Here is a 19160-nt window from a genome sequence, read left to right on the forward strand (position 1 = left end):
AAATTTATTAAAAAATGAGATGGATCAGGATAAAGCTGAAAGGAAAAGCCATGGCATATCCTAGGTCATTATTTAGGTCACATTTAGCCCTCTCCAAGTCCATTTGCATTGGACTACGTTAAGAATACTTAGAAAATTGTCGATACATGCGATGCTTACTTTCGCTGCCATGAATGTAGCATGTAGACAAACTCGATAATAATGAGTTTGTCTACAGTTTTTTTGGGGGTTTTAAAATTTGACCGTTGATTTCCACTCCAGGCACTCGCTTTCCGCGGGCGGTCCGGGAGCCTCCTCGGCGCCCTGCGCCTGCGGGGTCTCCCGTAGACACGCTTTTCCCGCAGGAGTCTCGTACCTTCCGTTCCAATCAACTTTGTAATAACCGATAGATAGAACTCCTTTTTCCTACAAACTTGATAATAATTGATATTGCTATAGACCATTTGAGTGTTTGTAAAACTTGACCGTTGATTTCCGCTCCAGGCACTCGCTTTCCTCGGGTGGCCGGGGAGCCTCCTCGGAACCGTCACCCTTGGAGGCGTTTTCCCCGCAGGAGTCTTGCACACCCGTTCCAATCAACTTTGTTTTTACATAGTCCTTTTGTCTACAGTCTTTTTTGTTTTAAATAGATGCATTAGAACTTGAGGTGATGAAGGTGTAAAGAAATCAAAACGATAGAGCGTGAATTCGCAGATGCAAAAAAAAATCATTTTCATTAATTTAAAACAAGCTCCTATTTGAATCCGTTCAAATTGGCTAGGCATATAACGCTTTTTAATGAACATTGGAAGCTTGATTATCAAAAAAGGCAGTGATTACATAAACTAGGGTAAATGAACTTCTGAAACGTCAGTTTAGCTTAACTGAATTGAAAGCGCTTCTAATTTAAAATGAATGAACCAACGTTTAGAAAACGGCAGTCTGTCAACAATGGGAATAAGCAAGTAACTATGGAGGTGTTCAATTAATGAATGTAAATGGTGCCCTAGAGGTTCTTGATCGTATGCGGCTTCCTAATGGTGCGTACACTGCGAGCGTTTCCAATGATTATAATTATGTCTGGATAAGGGATGTCGTTTATACAGTACTGCCTTTTATAAATGACCCATCCAATCGTTATGAGAAGGCATATCACGCTTTATTCGACTTATTTCAATCCTATGAGTGGAAGATAGATATTCATACTGAACAGAAACCCCAATATCTATATGAATATATCCATGCCCGATATTCCCCTGAGCTAAAAGAACTGCCCGATGAGTGGGGGCATGCTCAAAATGATGCGGTAGGTGCCTTTTTATGGGGTGTTGGAGAAGGATACAGGCATGGGAAAAGGGTGATAAGAAATGAACGTGATTTACAAATCGTTCAAAAGTTGGTCAATTATTTAGAATGCCTGCAATATTGGCAGTCGGAAGATAACGGGATGTGGGAAGAAAATGTCGAAATTCACGCCTCAAGCATCGGTGCATGTGTTGCTGGTCTGAATTCAGTCAAAATGCTGGTCAACGTAAAGGAGGAACTAATTAAAAAGGGAGAAGAAACACTCCGTTTCCTACTTCCAAGAGAAAGTTCTTCAAAAGATACGGATTTAGCTCTTTTATCCTTAATTTATCCTTATCGACTCGTCGATCGTAATATAGCGCTTAAAATATTGAAGGATGTCACTGAGCGGCTTGAGAGAACGAGCGGCTGTATACGATATGAAAAGGACCTTTATTATAATGAAGGCCAAGAGGCGGAATGGTGTTTCGGGCTTCCGTGGTTGGGGTTATGCTATCATGAACTTGGTATGATGAACAAAGTAAAGGAATATATAGATAAAACGAAAATGATCATTCCAGAAAATTGGGAAGTCCCTGAGTTATATATTGGAGGCAGTAATATTCCTAACAGGAATACTCCCTTGGCATGGTCCGTCTCTTTATCTTATTTATTCTTAACGAAAACTCACATGATGCGCACCGAACAAGTAACATGAAGTATTCATACAGGAAAACGTAGAGCTCTTCCTAAAAAATAGGGAGAGCTTTTATTGAAATAACATTATTTTTACATAAAATGGTTATTTTTCTCGAAAAAATGTTTTAATTTTGAAAAAAACGGGCATTTATTACAATAACTTCTCCTCCATTGGAAGGATTAACATCATTTTCACCGAATATATATAATAACTGGGGAAGGATGGTTAAAATACTATCGAGTTCATATTTATGGAGGGGTTTTATTGGATACAATTATCGACCAGCTACAAGAGAACTGTCCAAGCGATTTCGATTTGTTTTTATTTCATGAAGGCACCCTTTATGAAAGTTATAAAATGCTTGGGGCACACATTGTAACATCATTAGGTAAAGAAGGAGTAAGATTCGCCGTTTGGGCCCCCCATGCCAAGCAAGTCTCAGTAGTCGGTAATTTTAATGATTGGGACGGAAAAGATCATGCGATGAAACGGATCGGGCGTTCAGGTATCTGGGTGTTGTTCGTACCAGAATTACAAGAAGGGGAACTTTATAAATACGAAATACATACACCTGGAAATAAACGTATCCTTAAAGCCGATCCATATGCCTTTTATTCGGAAGTCAGACCAAAAACAGCCTCGATCATTAAAAGGCTGGATAATTTTGAATGGCAAGATTCGAAGTGGATAGCGGATAGGAAAAAGGAAAATATTTATCATAAACCCATGTCCATTTATGAAGTGCACCCCGGAACATGGAAACAGACGGAAAGCGGTGAATTTTACTCATACCGTGATTTGGCTGATAGATTAGTTGATTATGTGATTGATAATAGTTTTACACACATAGAATTAATGGCCATAATGGAACACCCATTTGATAAATCTTGGGGATACCAGGTTACGGGCTATTATTCTGTAACTAGTCGTTACGGTTCACCGGAAGATTTTAAGTATTTGATTAACCTTTGCCACCAAAATGGTATAGGTGTCATCTTGGACTGGGTTCCAGCCCATTTTTGTAAAGACGATCATGGACTTTCCCGTTTTGATGGTACGCCACTTTATGAACCGATCGATCATAACAAGGCAGATCGGCCGTTATGGGGAACATATAACTTTGATTTCACCAAACCGGAAGTGATCAGTTTCCTAATATCGAATGTAATGTTTTGGATGGATGAATACCATATTGATGGGGTACGTGTCGATGCTGTATCGTCAATGGTTTATTTAAATCACGACAACCCTTTGCCGGTCAAGTTAAAAAACCAGTTTGGCGGTGAGGAAAATCTGGAGGCCATTCAATTCTTGCAAAAACTTAATGAAGTGGTTTTCAAGAAATATCCCAATGCATTAATGATGGCTGAAGAAGCAACAGATCGGCCACTTATCACTTCACCTACCGATATAGGCGGTCTAGGGTTTAATTATAAGTGGAATATGGGATGGACTAACGATATCCTGCGATATATGAAACTTGATACTGGGGAAAGGCCATATCACCATAGTCTCTTAACATTCTCATTTTTCTATGCTTTTTCAGAAAATTTTGTCTTACCCTTTTCACATGATGAAGTAGTTCATGGCAAGAGGTCGCTATTAAATAAGATGCCAGGTGACTATTGGCAGAAATTTGCGAATTTGCGTTTGCTCTTTGGATATTTCATGACGCATCCTGGAAAGAAGCTTCTCTTTATGGGCGGTGAATTTGGCCAGTTCATAGAATGGAAAGATGAGGAACAATTGGATTGGCTGCTTTTGGAATATGAATCTCATGAAAAACTGTCCTATTACTTCCGCACTCTACAGAAATTTTATAGAGAAACTTCCTCCTTGTGGAGACTTGATCATGTCCAGGAGGGTTTTGAATGGATAGATCCAAACAATAGTAGTCAGAGTATCATTACCTTTATGAGAAAAGGTAAACGCAAAGGCGATTATTGTATTGTGGTCTGTAATTTTTCTGCACAGACTCATACACATTATCAAATCGGTGTACCATCTCAGGGAAAATATATTGAGGTGTTCAATAGTGACTCAGCAGCTTTCGGAGGATCTGGTCAGGTCAATGAAGAACCCATTAATGTTAAAAAAGAAGCTTATCAAAATCAACCATTCAGTATGGAAATAACTGTACCTCCACTAGGCATTTCAATCTATATGAAGCAAACAAAAAAAAGACGGGGGAGAGTGAACGAATAGTGGGAGCGAAAAAATGGATAGCAATGTTATTGGCAGGAGGCCAGGGTTCAAGGTTAGGTGAATTAACCATTGGTTTGGCAAAACCAGCTGTTCCCTTTGGCGGTAAATATAGAATCATCGATTTTCCATTAAGTAACTGCACTCATTCTGGTATTGATACGGTTGGGGTACTGACCCAATATCAGCCATTAATTCTAAATGATTATGTTGGGAACGGTAAAGCTTGGGATTTGGATTTGGATGTTGGCGGAGTTTCCGTTCTTCCCCCTTATCAAGGGAAAGAAGGCGGTGAGTGGTATAAAGGGACGGCAAATGCCGTTTATCAAAATATTCAATACATTGATAACTATGATCCGGAGCATGTACTGATTCTCTCCGGTGACCATATTTATAAGATGGACTACAGTAAGATGCTGGATTATCATATCGAAAAAAATGCAGAGGCTACTATAGCTGTCATTCAAGTGCCATGGCAAGAAGCAAGTCGTTTTGGAATCATGAATACCAATGATGATGATAAGGTCACCCAATTCGATGAAAAACCAAAGTATCCAAAAAGCAACCTCGCTTCCATGGGTGTTTACCTTTTCAATTGGAAGACCCTAAGACGTTATTTAATAAACGATGAAAAAGATGCAACTTCTTCTAATGATTTCGGTAGCAATATCATTCCAAAAATGCTTGAAGATCGAAAAAAGCTATATGCCTATCGTTTTAATGATTATTGGAAAGATGTTGGTACGGTCGAGAGCCTTTGGCAGGCCCATATGGATTTATTGGAGGAAAAGCCAAACTTTCAGTTGGATGATCAGCAATGGAAAATTTTTGCCCGTAATGCAAATCATCCTCCGCAATATATTTCATCAGATGCTGAGGTTAGTCAGTCGCTTATCAATGAAGGGTGCATGATACATGGTAAGATTGAACATTCTGTTTTATCCTATAATGTACAGGTGGGCTATGGCTCAACCATAAAAGATTCAGTGATCATGCCTAATGTTACAATTGGTGAAAATGTTCATATAGAAAGAAGCATCATAGCCAGCAATTGCATTATTGAAAATGGTGCCGTAGTTGGTAATTCAGCGGTTACATCCGATATTACTTTAATCGGCGAAAATCAGACTATTATAAATCCAAACAAAAAAAAGATTACTCTTAACTAGAAAAAGGGGAAGATGCTATGGAAAATGTGTTGGGTATTATTAACTTAATCAATGAAAAACAACATTTAAAAGAGCTGACCGCTCACCGTAATGTAGCATCTGTGCCATTTGGTGGACGCTACCGTTTGATTGATTTTACGATGTCGAACTTCATAAATGCAGATGTATCAAAAGTAGCCGTTTTTCCAAAAGAAAAATATCTTTCAGTAATGGATCATCTAGGCTCAGGAAAAGAGTGGAACCTGGATCGGCGGTCAGGAGGATTACACATCTTGCCACCGATCCATCCGGATGAAAAAGTAACAGGCGATATGAAGCAATTCTATGATCACCTTAGCTTTTTCGAGCGGGCAGAGGCAGATACTGTCATCATTTCCCCTGGATGCCATGTGTGCAAATTGGATTTTAATGAAGTGCTTGATTACCATAAAAAACATAAAGCGGATATCACAGTCGTATATAAGGATTATGTAGGGGAGTTAATTGAAAAACCAATCTATAACACTTGCTCAGTAGATTCCGATGAGGATATCACGGACATTAGCTTTTATACCATTCCAAAACCTGGTGACCATGTTTGTTTAGAAACCTTTGTCATTAGTAAAGCCTTATTGGTGAACTTGATCAAAAGTTGTGTTGCCAGTGGAGAATATGACTTTTTGAAAGATGCTGTGAAAGCCAATCTCCATCGTTTTACAGTCAAAGGATACAATTTTACTGGAGATATGCCATTCATCCATTCCATTGAAAGTTTTCATTCCAGTAATATGAATTTCTTGAACCCTACCGTCATCCGTTCTTTCTTCGGTGATACATGGGATGTTTATACTAAGATCAAACATGAAGCACCGACAAAATATTCACGATCTTCGAAGGTTACCAATTCTTTGATAGCGAACGGTTGTGTTATTGAAGGAACTGTCGAAAACAGTATACTCTTCCGAGGGGTGAAGGTGAAAAAGGGCGCAATCATAAGAAATAGCATCATCATGCAAAAAGGTGAGATTGAAGAAGATGCTATCGTAGAAAATATCATAACTGATAAAGAAGTGAAAATTACGAGTGAAAAAACAGTCATTGGTTTGAATCAGCCAACTGTAATAAAAAAAGCGGAAGTAATTTAATAGAGGAGGTGCGGCAATGAACGTTGTATTTGCTGCTTCAGAATGCGCCCCTTTTATAAAAACGGGAGGGCTCGGAGACGTAATAGGCGCGCTCCCGAAAGCGCTAAAAAAACAGGGAGTCCATGTAAGTGTCATCCTACCAAAATATGGGGACCTTCCTGACCATTACAAACAAGAAATGAAGCATATGACGAGTATCGAAGTTCCAGTTGGCTGGCGCCAGCAATTTTGCGGAATAGAAAAACTTGTTGCAAATGGAATTACATATTACTTTTTGGATAATGAATATTATTTCAAAAGACATGGGAGTTATGGTTTTTTCGATGATGGCGAAAGATTCGCGTTCTTTTCCCGTGCGGTATTGGAGGCTTTACCCTATTTAGAAGAAAAGCCGGATATCATCCACTGTCATGATTGGCAAACCGGACTTGTCAGTGTATTACTGAAAGCCCATTATCACAATCATCCTTTCTACAAGGAGATTAAAACGATATTTACCATACATAATTTACGCTATCAAGGAGTTTATTCTAAATCTGTTTTAGCAGAATTACTGGATTTGAGTGAGCTATATTTTAATGTCGATGGTCTTGAATTCCATGGAAATGTCAGTTATTTGAAAGCAGGCTTAGCCTTCTCTAACATAGTCACAACTGTAAGCCAAAGTTATGCAGAAGAAATTCAAAGTCCCTATTTTGGGGAGAATTTGGATGGTTTTTTACGGAAAAGAAATGGTGACCTTAAAGGTATAATCAATGGAATTGATTATGATGAATATGATCCTGTCGCAGATGAATACCTTGCAGTTCCTTTCGATACCTATGAGGGGAAGATGGAGAATAAACGTCAGTTACAGGAATCGTTGAATCTTCCAGTCAATGATGGCATTCCGGTTATATCGATGGTGACCAGGCTAGTTGATCAAAAAGGAATAGACCTTATCCTCCATGTTTTCCATGAAATGATGAACCAAGGAATACAATTCATTCTTTTAGGAACTGGTGAAGAGCAATATGAATCAGCTTTTCGTCATTTAGCTGAGCAGTATCCAAATCAAGTTTCGGTAAATACATATTTTGATGAGGGTTTAGCTAGGCGCATATATGCAGGATCTGATTTATTTCTGATGCCATCGCAATTCGAACCGTGTGGCATTGGCCAACTTCTGGCGCTGCGTTATGGGACTCTTCCGTTGGTGAGAGAGACAGGCGGACTTCGTGATACAGTCATCCCCTATAATCAATTTACTGGTGAGGGGAATGGCTTCAGTTTTACGAATTATAATGCACATGATATGCTGCATTCAATTGAACAATCTGTTGGGCTGTACAAATTCCAGCCGAAGAGATGGAAGAAGCTGACCGAAAATGCAATGAAGTTGGACTTCAGTTGGACATCATCATCCTTAAAATATATGGAGCTATATGAAAGCTTGACTCCTGTATTGAAATGAAAACTGGATAGGCATTACACAAAGCACTTGCGAAAATAAGTCTTCGCGAGTGTTTTGTTTCTTTTACCATCAAATATGGGTATATGTATAGATATATATAAAATATTGCTGTGTAGGAGAATGAAAAGATGAAAAGAAGAAGAATGGAGTTCGTATTTTTATTTATTTTAATTGCTGCAGTGTATATGATCCTATTTACTGATGTTAGCTTCGACGTGAAGCTATTTTTTATTGGATTATATATTTTTGTTATGTTTATTACGATGTTTTCACTCATGCTGGAAAACAGATTTGCTCACGAAACGCTTTTATGGATGTATGTGCTTTTGTTTATTCCGGTATTTGGATATATGTTTTATCTATTTTCTGGTCAGCTCTATTTAAAGGGGTATTTGTTTCAAAGTAAAAGGAAAAAGGACCGGGAAGAATGGAAGAGTCTTGTCACGCATGTATCTTCACCAGATTTATCGTTCTTGAATAATCATCAGCAAACATTTGCCGATTTTGCCAAAAATGCATCTGAGACGACCATAAGTACATCATCGCAAACAGAAGTTTTGAAAAATGGCAATGAAACATTTACAGAAATCATTAAACAGTTAAAAAAGGCTGAAAAATTCATCCATATTGAATATTATATTTTTAGATCGGACAGGCTTGGAACGGAAATTATAGATATCCTGATTGAAAAAGCAAAAGATGGTGTGGAAGTTTTATTCATTTTTGATGCCGCCGGCAGTTTAAGCCTTTCAAATAATGAAGTTAAGCGAATGAAAAATGCAGGGATAAAAGCTTATCCATTTTCCCCTTTGAAACACGGTTTTTTCAATCAAAAGTTTAATTTTAGGAATCACCGAAAAATCATCATCGTTGATGGCAAAATTGGCTTTGTCGGCGGTTTGAACGTAGGTGAGGAGTATTTAGGAAGAAATAAAAACATTGGATTTTGGAGAGATACACACATGGTCCTTAAAGGGGAAGCTGTATATATGCTTCATACTGTTTTCCTTATGGATTGGGAATATGTCAGCGGAGAAGGTGTATTGCAAGAACGTCCGGAGATTAAAAACAAAATCGAAAAAGGTGATGGAGCTGTACAGGTTGTAGCAAGTGGACCGGATACACAACAGGGAATCATGAGTGATTTTTACTATTCGCTTATCACTAGTGCTACTGAATCAATCTGGATTGCAAGTCCATACTTCGTACCTAACCAAGCGATTAAAGCGGCAATCAAACATGCCGCGATAAAGGGGATACAAGTTAGACTTATGGTTCCGGCAGTAAATGATGGTTTTTTAACCCAATACGGAAGTCGTTCCTATTTCGGGGAGCTGCTTCAATTCGGTGTAGAGGTATACTCATATAAAAAAGGTTTTTTACATCAGAAGCTTATCATTGTTGATGGTGATACCGCTTCTATAGGGACGGCAAACATGGATATGAGGAGTTTTCATTTGAATTTCGAAGTGAATGTCTTTCTTATGGGAACACGTTCCATAGATGACCTTGTCAGCCATTACAAAGAGGATATGAAGGATTGCGACAAATTAGATCCAATCATGTATAACAATCGCGGGCTGCTTGAACGTTCAAAAGAATCATTTGCCAGGTTGTTTTCGAATGTACTCTAATGGGAAAAATTCAAGATCAATAGTATAGTTGATATGTAATGAAATCATTAGTTGGCTATAAGGAGAATTAGAGAGATTATGAAATTGGTTTCCTGGAATGTTAATGGAATTAGAGCGTGTGTTAAAAAAGGTTTTTTAGATTACTTTAAAGATGTGGATGCCGATATTTTTTGCCTTCAAGAAACTAAGCTACAAGAAGGACAAATTTCGCTTGAATTGGAAGGATATCATCAATATTGGAATTATGCATTGAAAAAAGGATATTCCGGTACAGCTATATTCACTAAGGAAAAACCACTTTCAGTGAAATATGGTGTAGGCGGGCAGGATGAGGAACCGGAGGGAAGAATCATAACCCTGGAGTTCGAGAAATTTTATATGGTGAATGTATACACACCGAATGCCAAAAGGGATTTATCGAGACTTGATTACCGGCTTGAATGGGAAGATGGGATGATTGATTACCTTAAAGGACTGGATAAGGTGAAGCCAGTTATCTTTTGTGGCGATTTAAATGTCGCACACCAGGAAATCGACTTGAAGAACCCAAAACCTAATATTGGGAATTCTGGTTTCACTACTGAGGAACGCGGGAAGATGTCTGAACTACTTGATGCAGGTTTTATCGATACGTTCCGCCATTTTTATCCGAACCAGGAAGGTGCCTATACTTGGTGGTCCTATATGAGTAAAGTAAGAGAGCGGAATATTGGGTGGAGAATCGATTATTTTATTGTTTCAAAACGTTTGTCTGATTCTCTAATAGAGTCTAACATTCACTGCGATATAATGGGCAGTGATCATTGCCCGGTTGTCTTGGAAACAAACCTTTAAAATCGAATAAATTCGTTTAAATGGGGATACTATTGGTTATCCATATTCAACAGGAGGTTAGATTATGAACACATTCATCGTGAGCTTTCATCAAGAAGATAATGTTGACACCATGCAAGTGCAAAAACTGACGGCAGCTGAGTTTGAAAAAACAACATCGCGTGGATTTCGCAGATTATTCGAACTGGATACAAATATTGGGTATTTCGTCTTTTTTGATGCAGAAGATGATGAGGGGGATTTATCTCATCTTGTTTTACAGTATGAAGAAGATAATCAAGATCCAAGTGATTGTTACTCCTTTTCTAAAAACGATTTTTATGAATTCATGGCCCTTTATTTACAAGGCATGGATGAAGATGAAGCGGAAGATGATAAAGATGAAGACAACGAAGAGTATGGGCCAATCCATCATCTTGCCCATTTGATGTTTCATATTGTTGAAGAAGGAAAATCCGTAAAGCCGTAACGGCCGTGTGATGAGATGAAAGGTACTTGTGAGCTTTGTAACAGGGATGAGATTGAATTAACCATTCATCATTTAACACCAAGAGAGGAAGGCGGCATCCATTTACCAATCGCCTATCTCTGTAAATCATGTCATAAACAGATTCACGCCTTGTACTCTAACCGAGAGCTATCCATCCGACTATATAACGTAGTTTTGCTAAAAGATGATGAATCATTAAAAAAATATGTAAAGTGGATTAAAAAGCAACCTGCAACGAAAGCAGTCAAGTTAAGAAAATCAAAAACCAAATAAAAGGCAAAAGCCCATGGCTTTTGCCTTTTATTTCAGCTTGCTTTATTTTTCAACCGGTCAAGTAAAAATCCGCCTTTAAAATAACGAGGTTCATATGAAATGATAAAGGCCTTAGGCTCAAACTTTTCAACGGTTGCTATCAATTCTTGTTCCCGGTTTCGTTTTGTCAAGATCTCCATCCGATAACGGTTGCTATCCCTGCCCTCGCCCGTATAAAGAGTGACGCCAAATCCGTTGTTCCTCAATGTATCAACTAACTGTTCATTTTTGGTTTGAGTATTAACGGTTACATTAATAAAACCAATAGCGAGTTTTTGCTCAATTTTCGTACCAAAAATTATTCCGATTCCAAAACCGACTGCATATACAACCATGGCGAGTATGCTTTGGTCACCGCCAAATACTAGGGATAAACCAAAAACGTATATTAACATTTCTGCGATACCCAGTATCGAGGCAAGTATGGTAATATTTTTTACTAAGAAAATGGTTCGCAGCGTGTAAATCGGAACATAAATAAGTTGCAATAGTAGAATCAGAAGTATTTCTTTCAATTTAGCACCTCACCAATATCTTCCAGTATTATTAGATGTTTCTTCTTGGGTATGTTCATTCCATAAGTAACATCTTCCATAATCTAACCACAAAATTATAGGAGAATTCAATGGGGAATATTATGTATTTTTTGTGTCATATCCATTAACATAGAATAAAAATAATATAAGATTTTTCAATATTCTTTTTTTTATTAATTTGGTATCATTATTAGTTATGATGGGCGGATATTCAAAGCTAAAGTCAATTCAGAGAATGGAGAAGTATCAGGAAATACTACCTTCCATTATTCACAAGAAGGCTCCATTCTTTCAGGAAGTTATCTGGGTGGAGAGATTGTTAAAGGGACATTAATAGGGTTTGTCAATATGGATGGATCTCTAGAATTTAGGTATAATCATATCAATGAAAAAGGGGAAATTAGAGGAGGCAGCTGTTTTTCCACACCAGAGATATTGACTGACGGAAGAATACGATTGCATGAAAAATGGAAATGGTTAGATATTGAGCAGACCGAAGGACATTCGATCATTGAAGAACAGGGAAGATAACTTAATCCAATATAGAAAGGCTTGATGACAATTACGACTATTTGTTTAGTACGGCATGGCCAAACGGATTGGAATGCACAGGGAAAACTGCAGGGGCAGACCGATATACTTTTGAATGAACATGGAAAAATACAGGCACGGCAATGCGGTGAATTTTTGATGAAAGAAGATTGGGATGTAATCATTACAAGTCCGCTTATAAGGGCAAGGGAAACGGCTGATATCATTGCTCATTATATGGATGTTCCGGTCATTGAAAAAATCGAATTCATTGAAAAGAATTTTGGCGTCGCTGAAGGATTGACATCAGCTGAAAGGGAAGCGAAATACATAGATAAAGTATATCCTGGTCAGGAAAGTCAAGAATCTTTACGAAACAGGCTGATGAAGGGGCTCCAAGAAATTCAAAAAGAGTTTCCAAAGAAAAGAGTAATACTCGTTGCACATGGCGCTGTGATTCATTTTATATTACGGTTGATGTCAAACGAGTCAATCGTTTCCACTGAAATGCGATTGTTTAATGCATGTTTGAGTACGATTAGATTCGAGGCCGATTCTTGGATCATAAATGACTTTAATCAAGTAACTCATTTATCATAATGCTATAACAGATAAATGAAACGAAGGATGCGTTTCACCAACTCATGAAGGAAAGAAGGAAATCATGATTAATAAGAAGACGGCAATGGTTTTAGGGGCAACGGGAGTCGTCGGTACCCAGCTCGTTAAACAACTAAGCAATAGCCATAATTATAAGGAAATCCACTTACTGACAAGAAGGCATGTGGAAATTAATGAACCGAATTGCACCGTACATACTGTAGATTTCGAACGTTTATCTTCGTTTGCGCATTTATTTAACGTCAAGGATGTTTTTATATGCTTGGGTACAACAATCAAGAAGGCAAAATCAAAAGAGGCGTTTCGTAAAGTGGATTATGACTATGTTATGGAGGCGGCGAAAATCGCAAAGAGCTGCAATGTTGAGAAATTACTCGTCATAACGGCTATGGGAGCCAATTCAAAATCAGCCTTTTTTTACAGTCGTGTAAAGGGCGATGTCGAAGGCGGACTTCAACAATTAGCCATGAAATCAGTCCATATATTTCGCCCTTCACTACTTCTTGGCGAACGGGAGGAATTCCGGGCAGGTGAGAAGATTTCAGGTATATTGAGTTCCATCGCCCAATTCATCTTTATTGGACCACTGCGTCCCTACCGTGCCATAGAAACAAAAAAGGTAGCTGCAGCCATGTTTATTGCAGCCCAAACATCGACTGCAGGCGTTCATCTTTATCATTCTGATGAAATCGAGAAGCTTGCAACTTCGGATGATCAGTAAGGGATCGCACTTTTGTAATTCCTTTTGCTTCGCCAGAGGTTCAGGTATTGGGGCGAAGAAAAAGGGCCCTTCTTTTGTTCGAAAGCAACCGGTATAAATTCATTAATCAATAGATAATTTCAATTGATCTCGCTGAATAGAATCATGTTTAGATAGAAACTTCAATTCCTCAAGTTTTACTAAGCTAAAAGTTAAAACCAAGTTGAATGGTGCGTAAGGTGCCAGAATCTGGCTTAGGAAATACGCGTCTAAATGAGATTCAGCAGGCTTAAGCCGAGAGCGGAGCGTCCGCTCAAAAACAGTGCACTACGATACAATCACCGTTCTATTGGTACACACCTAAACAATTGTAGACAAATTCGATTTTAATCCGGTTTGTATATATCCCGTGAGCCTTTAATTGCGAACGATTTTCTTACTAAATCATGTCAAGCTGACTAAAAAGAACAAGTTTAACGATGGGGTAAACACTATGTTGGACATTCTTCTTTTGCTGGTGGTCTTTTAATTAATGAAATGAGAGAAACGACTTTTCAAAGGAAAACGGTATTACTGACTGTAAACTTCGAAAGCGTGGAGGGAAGTCTAAAACAGAGGAATTAGCTACGAACTAGTTTCTGTTCGTAGACAGTGGATGTGAGTCAATATTTTGGACACAAAAAAGTTAAATCTTAAGCTGTATTCCTAATCAAATCTTCAATGGCTTGTGGGATTTGATAGCCCAAGCTGCTGTGAATTCTTTTTCGGTTATACCAACCTTCAATAAACTGGAACATCGCTAATTTAGCTGTTTGATAGTCTAGATATTGTACGTGGTTGACTTCTTCCTTTTTTAATAGGGCATTAAAGGATTCAATACAGGCATTATCATATGGGCAGCCTTTCATACTCAAAGAACGCTTGATTTCAAATGTTTCTAATGCTTCATCTATCCATTTATTCTTGAATTCACTTCCACGATCCGTGTGGAATAACATGATCTTATTTAGCTCAACTTTAATGGAAGAAATGCCTTGGTACACTAACTGTGCGTCCTTCCGAGCGCCAGTTCCGTATCCGATAATTTCCAAATTATAAAGATCGACCAATACACAGATGTCATGCCATTTATTCTCGCCCCTTACATACGTTAAATCACTGACAACCACGCTGTATGCTTCTTCTTGTCTGAACTCTCGGTTTAACTCATTCTTTTTTTTCGATTCGTTACACGTTGAGCCATGGGGCTTAAACTGGGCAATCGTATAAGTGGACACGAGGCCTTCTTCTTTCATCACTCGACCAATACGTCTTCTTGAAATCTGATACCCGCATTTCTGGAGTTCCACTTTAATCTTCCGCGTGCCATAGTTTTGACAGCTGGTATGGAAAATTTCAATTACCTTGGGGGTTACTTCATCTGTTTGTGAAGGTATTTTTTCTTCATAATAATACGTGATTCTTGGAATCTTAAGGAAGTTGTCATCATCGGTGCTAAAATACCCAATATCAACGGTTAAAAGTTCCCAAAAAACAACAGATAATCATCTCATCAGAGTTGGAGTGTTTGAGAGGATGCTGAAGACTGGGGAATTTTATATGTCAGTTAAAGCTGATATAAAGCAAATTCAATATTACAAACATTACCTCGCTAGAATATATTACAAAACCATCTTTAGCAGTTATGCATCATTCTGCACAATTCGGTTAGTTTGTCTCATAATTAAATAGTTTGTAATGATTTCTTAATGCAAACTTTTGTTTTTTACACATTACATCTTGGCATTGTATTCAATTGTTCACTTTCTTTCGTTAAATGTACTTCTAATTCGTTGTGATTTTCATGTCTTTTGCACATTCATTATGTTTCCAGTATTAAGATCCTATTTTTCCTATAATCACCAGGTGTAGAACCTAAGTGTTTTTTAAATGTGTGATGAAAATGAGGCATACTTTGAAATCCGCTTCTTTCAGCAATAACCGAGATGTTTTCATCGGTATGCAGTAGGAGTTCTTTAGCCATAATAATTTTTTTTTGGACGATATAATCGGAGACGTTTAATCCTATCATTTGCTTAAATACTCTACTAAAATGTGCAGTACTAACGTTTGCCTTATTAGCAAGTTCAACCAGACTCAAACCATTCGTAAAGTTATTTTCAATATAAGATAAAATATCTTTCATCCATAAAGGTCCCCAATTAGGAGAAGCGAACTCGCATTTGTATGGAAAAACCATTCTGTTAAGGTAATGCAACACCATGTGAAGTTGTAATAAAATGGCATGTTTAAATCCAAACTCTGCATCAGTCGACTCTCTGTTCATATCTTCAAAATGAGATTCTAACACTTTTTGTTGATTAAATTGCATGGAATACTTATAGTACTTTGCTTTTTGGCTTTTTTCAAAAAGTTGATGATAAGAGAAGGATTCTCCAAGAGAGTTATTGTGAATAAGTAAAGGATTAAAGAAAATAACCGTACAAGTAACAGGGTTATCCTTATCATGAATTGTGTGATGAATAGTATTCCCCGGGATAATAATTAGATCTCCTTTTTTAATATTATGAAATACATTGTCTATGAAAAAGATGCCTTCTCCATCATAAACATATATAATTTCATACCGGTCATGAAAATGTGCAGGCAGTTCACTTTCGGTACTTTTGGTGTCTTGATAGACGAGGGAAAGAGGGAAAAGAGTATTGTTATCAAATTTTTTTTGCACTGGTTTCAATTAAATCACCCCTATAGTTTTGTAGGTAACACTAATTTATCAAAAAACCGTATAAATACGACAAAATCCGGAATTTATGTTTAAAAAGTTGATGATACAATAATTATAAGAAAAAAAATAAGTCTCATGTTGTTAAAGTTTCAGAGCCAAACAATGGTATTTATTAATAAAGATTACACTTTATTAATTGTAATGAAATTTGAAAGCATTATCCAAAACTTTTAACTAACATAAAGGAGGGGACAGAATTACTGGCAGATCCTACGAAAATTTTCATTAATGATTCTCTATCAGCTAAAGAAAGTATGTAGTTGAATTTTTTTGAATATAAAAGTCTGAAAATTAAAAATTATATAAAAATGAAACTTCTTAATCCTTCAGTTGTGATGCTTTTTTGGACGAAGGTACGTGGGAATTCTATCATTTTTCTTTCAAAAGAGCTTTTTTTTCAGTCAAATATTGGATGGAGACTGGATCATTTCTTACCAAAAAATTAGTAGTGGTGAGGTGTAAATAGATGGGGGAATATTCTTTTAAAACGGGTGTTTCTTGTATTGTCATGGATTCCAAGGACAATGTAGTGACTTTACTTTGTGATATCAAAGCGGGGGAAAACCTTTCCTTTATTCTTAACGGAATTAAACATAACATAATCGTTCAGCAAGATGTGAAATTCTGTCACAAAGTTGCGATTCGTTCGCTTAAAAAAGGAGAGCGTATTATTAAGTATGGGGAATCAATTGGAGCAGCAACTGAGTGTATTGATGAAGGAGAACATGTACATGTTCATAATATTGAAGGCATTCGAGGACGCGGAGATCAAAAAGCAGAGCAGTAGGAGGAATTATAATGACAATAATTAAAGGTTATCGTAGAACAGACGGAAAGGTAGGTATTCGAAATCATGTTTTATTATTACCTACTGTTGTTTGTGCAAATCAGGTAGTAAACAGAATACAGCAGCAAGTGCCGGGAGCAGTTGCGATTCCTCATCAACATGGTTGTAGTCAAGTAGGGGATGATAAAGAAAGAACACATCAAGTACTTGTAGGAATGGGGAAAAGCCCCAACGTCGGCGCTGTATTGATCGTAAGCCTTGGATGCGAAGTGATGAAAGCCGACCAAATTCGCGATGAAATAAGAGAGACTGGCAAACCCGTCATCTGGTTAGATATACAAAATGAAGGAGGCTCAGTTAAAACTATTCAAAAAGGCATAGATTCAGCTCGTAAACTTGTTATGGATATCCAACAAATCTCTAAGGAAGACATTTCTTTGTCTGAAATCATTGTTGGGGTGAAATGCGGAGGATCAGACTCAACATCCGGATTATGTAGTAATCCTGCTTTAGGGAACGCCTCAGACTTAATCATCAGCGAAGGAGGAAGCATTGTCATGGGAGAAACAACGGAAATTATTGGAGCAGAGCATATTGTAGCTGAAAAAGCCGTTTCCGAAGACATTAGTCACAAACTATATTCTTATGTTGAGAGGTTTGAAAAAGAAATCGAACGTATGGGTGTTGATATGCGTGGTGGCAATCCAAGTCCAGGAAATATCGAAGGTGGACTTTCAAGTATTGAAGAGAAATCGTTAGGGTGTATTAGTAAAGCAGGAACTTCACCATTGCAAGGGGTAGTGGAATACGCGGAATCTATCCCAGGAAAAGGTTTTTACTTTATGGATTCACCTGGAAATGATATCGAGTGTGTTTCTGGCATGGCAGCCGCCGGGGTACAAGTTGTTTGCTTTACAACCGGCCGTGGGACTCCTACAGGAAACCCGATCGTCCCAGTCATTAAAATTACCGGAAATGAGCTAACTGGAAAACGGATGAACGATAACATTGATATTGATATAAGTACTGTATTGCAAGGAATAGAAACGTTAGAACTGGCAGGAAAGCGGATTTTTGATGGGATTGTGGATATATCATCGGGAAGTTTAACAAAGTCAGAAATTCTCGGTCATCAGGAGTTTAGTATTAATCGAATCGGTATTAGCTTATAAGAAGCAAATTTAGTGAAACGAAAGGTGTGAGTGTGATGAGATTACAGGGGAAAATAGTTTTAATCACTGGCTCGGGTTCTGGCATTGGAAAAAGTACGGCGCTGCTTTTTGCAAAAGAAGGGGCCACTATCATCGTGAATGATATTGATGGAAATAAAGGGAACCAAGCAGTAGAGGAAATTACTTCATTAGGCGGGGAAGCCACCTTTATTCAAGCTGACGTAACGGATACCGATTCTGTTAAAAAAATGGTCCAACAGGTCGTTGAAAAATATTCTAGAATTGATGTTCTTTTCAATAATGCTGGCATTAGCGGTATAGGCGAACTGCATGAAATTGAACCCGACGACTGGGATAGGGTAATGAGTGTAAATATTAAAGGAGTTTATTTGCCAAGTAAATATGTCTTGCCCCACATGATGGAGAGAAAAAATGGATCCATTATCAATATGTCATCATGTGTTGCCGAAATTGGCTTGGCGCGAAGAGCCTCTTATGCTACTACAAAAGGAGCCATTTTGGCACTTACAAAATCAATGCAGGTTGATTACGCTCCTTACAAAATTCGTGTTAATGCGCTGTTGCCGGGAACGATTTTAACACCATTTGTGGAAAAATATTTAAAAACCTCTTACGATAATCCGGAAGAAGCGATGGAACATATAAAAACTCGCCAATTAAGCGGCGATGTCGGAAAACCGGAAGATGTTGCAAAAGCGGCTTTATTTTTAGCGTCTGATGAATCAAAGTTTATGATGGGCTCCCCGCTTTATATTGACGGTGGCGTCGTCTTCGGAAAAAATGCATGAGAGAAAAAAGATATGAAATAGTTTGAAAGGTTATG

General features: G+C 37.8%; 18 protein-coding genes. 15 read left to right on the plus strand and 3 right to left on the minus strand.

Going from position 1 to position 19160, the window contains the following annotated elements:
• Window positions 1-967: 967 nt before the first annotated feature.
• From LQ203_RS03775 to LQ203_RS03815, 9 genes are all read left to right on the plus strand, one after another.
• Complete coding sequence (locus tag LQ203_RS03775; protein WP_230155846.1) at window positions 968-1981, plus strand: glycoside hydrolase family 15 protein; 1014 nt, start codon at window positions 968-970, stop codon at window positions 1979-1981.
• Window positions 1982-2227: 246 nt separating this feature from the next.
• On the plus strand, window positions 2228-4168 hold the full coding sequence (gene glgB / locus LQ203_RS03780; RefSeq protein ID WP_230155848.1) for a 1,4-alpha-glucan branching protein GlgB: 1941 nt from the start codon (window positions 2228-2230) through the stop codon (window positions 4166-4168).
• Window positions 4168-5334: a glucose-1-phosphate adenylyltransferase gene (locus tag LQ203_RS03785; protein WP_290370516.1), complete on the plus strand. Its 1167-nt coding sequence runs from the start codon at window positions 4168-4170 to the stop codon at window positions 5332-5334. The genes glgB and LQ203_RS03785 overlap by 1 nt, the downstream gene beginning before the upstream one ends.
• 17 nt (window positions 5335-5351) lie before the next feature.
• On the plus strand, window positions 5352-6458 hold the full coding sequence (gene glgD, locus LQ203_RS03790) for a glucose-1-phosphate adenylyltransferase subunit GlgD (protein ID WP_230155850.1): 1107 nt from the start codon (window positions 5352-5354) through the stop codon (window positions 6456-6458).
• 16 nt (window positions 6459-6474) lie between these two features.
• On the plus strand, window positions 6475-7911 hold the full coding sequence (gene glgA / locus LQ203_RS03795) for a glycogen synthase GlgA (RefSeq protein WP_230155852.1): 1437 nt from the start codon (window positions 6475-6477) through the stop codon (window positions 7909-7911).
• Between the two features lie 128 nt (window positions 7912-8039).
• Window positions 8040-9545 carry a cardiolipin synthase gene (gene cls, locus LQ203_RS03800; RefSeq protein WP_230155854.1) on the plus strand — a complete coding sequence of 502 codons (1506 nt, stop codon included), beginning with the start codon at window positions 8040-8042 and terminating at the stop codon, window positions 9543-9545.
• Between the two features lie 78 nt (window positions 9546-9623).
• Window positions 9624-10379, plus strand: coding sequence for an exodeoxyribonuclease III (locus tag LQ203_RS03805; protein ID WP_230155855.1), 756 nt, complete (start codon window positions 9624-9626; stop codon window positions 10377-10379).
• A 64-nt stretch (window positions 10380-10443) separates the two neighbouring features.
• On the plus strand, window positions 10444-10848 hold the full coding sequence (locus LQ203_RS03810; protein ID WP_230155856.1) for a cytosolic protein: 405 nt from the start codon (window positions 10444-10446) through the stop codon (window positions 10846-10848).
• A 15-nt stretch (window positions 10849-10863) separates the two neighbouring features.
• On the plus strand, window positions 10864-11142 hold the full coding sequence (locus LQ203_RS03815; protein WP_230155857.1) for an HNH endonuclease: 279 nt from the start codon (window positions 10864-10866) through the stop codon (window positions 11140-11142).
• 32 nt (window positions 11143-11174) lie between these two features.
• Here LQ203_RS03815 and LQ203_RS03820 read toward each other — a convergent pair whose 3' ends face one another.
• Window positions 11175-11696, minus strand: a complete 522-nt coding sequence (locus tag LQ203_RS03820; protein ID WP_063233682.1) for a DUF2179 domain-containing protein — start codon at window positions 11694-11696, stop codon at window positions 11175-11177.
• 207 nt (window positions 11697-11903) lie between these two features.
• Between LQ203_RS03820 and LQ203_RS03825 the strand changes: the two genes are divergently transcribed.
• From LQ203_RS03825 to LQ203_RS03835, 3 genes are all read left to right on the plus strand, one after another.
• On the plus strand, window positions 11904-12248 hold the full coding sequence (locus LQ203_RS03825; protein ID WP_230156130.1) for a n-acetylglutamate synthase: 345 nt from the start codon (window positions 11904-11906) through the stop codon (window positions 12246-12248).
• A gap of 24 nt (window positions 12249-12272) precedes the next feature.
• A complete protein-coding gene (locus tag LQ203_RS03830) occupies window positions 12273-12848 on the plus strand; it encodes a histidine phosphatase family protein (protein WP_356713815.1) in 576 nt (191 codons plus the stop codon).
• Between the two features lie 64 nt (window positions 12849-12912).
• Window positions 12913-13590, plus strand: coding sequence for an NAD(P)H-binding protein (locus LQ203_RS03835; RefSeq protein WP_230155858.1), 678 nt, complete (start codon window positions 12913-12915; stop codon window positions 13588-13590).
• Between the two features lie 671 nt (window positions 13591-14261).
• Here LQ203_RS03835 and LQ203_RS03840 read toward each other — a convergent pair.
• Entirely contained in the window at window positions 14262-15077 is an 816-nt protein-coding gene (locus tag LQ203_RS03840; protein ID WP_356713873.1) for an IS3 family transposase, read from the minus strand.
• 353 nt (window positions 15078-15430) lie between these two features.
• Window positions 15431-16297, minus strand: coding sequence for an AraC family transcriptional regulator (locus LQ203_RS03845; RefSeq protein WP_230156136.1), 867 nt, complete (start codon window positions 16295-16297; stop codon window positions 15431-15433).
• 526 nt (window positions 16298-16823) lie between these two features.
• On the opposite strand from LQ203_RS03845, the gene LQ203_RS03850 reads away from it, so the two are divergent.
• The 3 genes from LQ203_RS03850 to LQ203_RS03860 are packed head-to-tail and all read left to right on the plus strand — an operon-like array spanning window position 16824 to window position 19125.
• A complete protein-coding gene (locus tag LQ203_RS03850; RefSeq protein ID WP_230155859.1) occupies window positions 16824-17144 on the plus strand; it encodes a UxaA family hydrolase in 321 nt (106 codons plus the stop codon).
• 11 nt (window positions 17145-17155) lie between these two features.
• Window positions 17156-18316, plus strand: a complete 1161-nt coding sequence (locus LQ203_RS03855) for a UxaA family hydrolase (RefSeq protein WP_230155860.1) — start codon at window positions 17156-17158, stop codon at window positions 18314-18316.
• Between the two features lie 35 nt (window positions 18317-18351).
• The gene (locus LQ203_RS03860; protein ID WP_230155862.1) at window positions 18352-19125 is read left to right on the plus strand and encodes a glucose 1-dehydrogenase; all 774 of its coding nucleotides are present in this window, start codon (window positions 18352-18354) and stop codon (window positions 19123-19125) included.
• Window positions 19126-19160: the final 35 nt, after the last annotated feature.

Source organism: Peribacillus sp. Bi96, from assembly GCF_918698115.1.
Lineage (GTDB): Bacteria > Bacillota > Bacilli > Bacillales > DSM-1321 > Peribacillus.